A 1,047-nucleotide genomic window follows, 5' to 3' on the forward strand; every position below is an offset into this window, starting at 1 on the left:
TTTTTAATAAATATAGATATAGGTTGGTCAATGTCTGATTTTTGGTTGTGGGAGATGATAAATTTTCTCTATTTGTCTTTTGTCTGATTCGGGAATTTTAGCTCTGAGGAAAAATGTTCGGTTTTTTTGTTGGTTCTGGTAGTGAAAATTTTTAATAAATATAGATATAGGTTGGTCAATGTCTGATTTTTGGTTGTGGGAGATGATAAATTTTCTCTATTTGTCTTTTGTCTGATTCGGGAATTTTAGCTCTGAGGAAAAATGTTCGGTTTTTTGTTGGTTCTGGTAGTGGAAATTTTCTAATAAATATGGATAGCAGTTTGCCAATTTCTGATTTTTGGTTGTGAGAGATGGTGAATTTTTTATATTTATCTTTTGTCTGGATCGGGAATTTTAGTATTGAGGAAAAATATTCGGTTTTTCTTTACCTCTGGCAGTGAAAATTTCCAATAAATATAGATAGCAGTTTGCCAATTTCTGATTTTTGGCTGTGGGAGATGATGAAGTTTCTCTATCTATCTTTTGTCTGATTCGGAAATTTTAGCTTTGAGGAAAAATAGTCCGTTTTCTGTTGACTCTGCCAATGAAAATTTCTCTATAAATATAGATATAGGTTGGTCAATGTCTGATTTTTGGCTGTGGGAGATGATGAAGTTTCTCTATCTATCTTTTGTCTGATTCGGAAATTTTAGCTTTGAGGAAAAATAGTCCGCTTTCTGTTGACTCTGCCAATGAAAATTTCTCTATAAATATAGATATAAGTTTGCCAATGTCTGATTTTTGGTTGTGAGAGATGGTGAATTTTTTCTATTTATCTTTTGTCTTGGTCGGGAATTTTAGTCTAGAGGAAAAATAGTCGGTTTTCTGTTGGCTTTGGCAGTAAAATTTTCTGATAAATATGGGTAGCAGTTTGGCAATGTCTGATTTTTGATTGTGAGAGATGGTGAATTTTTTCTATTTATTTTTTGTCTGGGTCGGGAATTTTAGCTCTGAGGAAAAATGCTCAGTTTTCCTTTAGTTCTGGCAGTGAAAAATTCTCTATAAATA

The 1,047-nt window shown here is 32.4% G+C and carries 1 protein-coding gene; it reads left to right on the plus strand.

Translation table 11 applies throughout. The features are described from left to right. The first annotated feature begins 522 nt into the window (after nt 1–522). Nucleotides 523–678 (plus strand): hypothetical protein, encoded by a 156-nt coding sequence (locus tag F6K15_RS29960; RefSeq protein ID WP_293068293.1) that lies wholly within the window; start codon nt 523–525, stop codon nt 676–678. Nucleotides 679–1,047: the final 369 nt, after the last annotated feature.

Source organism: Okeania sp. SIO2B3 (assembly GCF_010672525.1).
Classification (GTDB): Bacteria; Cyanobacteriota; Cyanobacteriia; order Cyanobacteriales; family Microcoleaceae; genus Okeania.